The sequence below is a fragment of the Mesorhizobium sp. M7A.F.Ca.CA.004.04.2.1 genome (assembly GCF_004022825.1).
GTDB lineage: Bacteria > Pseudomonadota > Alphaproteobacteria > Rhizobiales > Rhizobiaceae > Mesorhizobium.
In genome coordinates this window covers 1-1082 of the sequence record NZ_RZPH01001443.1, presented here as the reverse complement: position 1 = coordinate 1082, position 1082 = coordinate 1, and the positions used below count along the sequence as shown (strand labels likewise).

Annotated in this window: 1 protein-coding gene; it reads left to right on the top strand. The window is 64.8% G+C overall.

Annotated features, from left to right (window positions below; all coding sequences use genetic code 11):
* The coding region (locus EN893_RS35245) for a HAMP domain-containing sensor histidine kinase (protein WP_164901446.1) at positions 1–1082 on the top strand (1082 nt) is incomplete at both ends.

Genomic DNA, 1082 nt, shown 5'->3' with positions numbered 1-1082 from the left:
GAACGATCTCAAGGAGCTGGTTGAGACCGTCGGCAGCCACTCCCTGCGCAGCCTCAAAAAGGAGCAGCTGTTTTCGCTGACCGACGCGACGGGCAATCGCCTGGCCGGCAACTTCACCGCGGCAGGGCTTCCCGACGGTTTCTCGATGTTCGACACCGAAATGCCCGGCGTGCCGCCCGGCGCCGAGTACCGCGCCTATTCCGGCCCCGTCGGCGGCAACACCCTGACCGTCGCCTTCAGCCTTTCCGAGACGGAGGAGCTGGAGAGGATCGTGCTGATGAGCTTTGGCTGGGGAACCCTGATCATCACCGGGCTGGCGGTCGCCGGCGGCGCCCTGCTGGCCTCGCGGGTCCAGCGCCGTCTCGACGGCATTGCCGCCACCATGGTGGATGTCTCGCATGGACGGCTGGACACCCGCATTCCGCTGACCGGCAAGGGCGACGACATCGACATCGTCTCCAGCCAGGTCAATGCCGCGCTCGACCGCCTGTCGGCACTGGTCGAAGGCATGAAACAGGTCAGCGCCAACATCGCCCACGACCTGAAGACGCCGCTCAACCGGCTGCAGATGATCCTCGACACCGCGTCCGAAAAGAACCTGTCAGGTCAAAAGGTCGCCCGCGAACTGGCCGAGGCGCATGCCGAAAGCCTGCAGATCAACGAGACCTTCGATGCGCTGCTGCGCATCGCGCAGATCGAAGCCGGCGCCCGCCGGGCGCGGTTCACCGATGTCGATCTGGGCGAGGTGCTGCAGACCATCGCCGAGATCTATGCCGATGTTGCCGAGGACGACGGAAAGTCGCTGTCGTTGGCGCAACCACCGGAAACGACGGACCGGATCCATGGCGATCGCGAGCTGTTGACGCAGATGTTCGCCAATCTGGTCGAGAACGCGCTGCGCCATTGTCCATCGGGCACGACGATAAAGCTGTCGGTGGGGCGCCAGGACGAACGCGTCGTTGCCGGCGTCGCCGACAACGGTCCCGGCATTCCCGCCGACGAACATGAAAAAGTGTTTCAGCGGCTTTATCGGCTGGACCATAGCCGGTCGACATGGGGCAGCGGGCTGGGTCTCAGCCTTG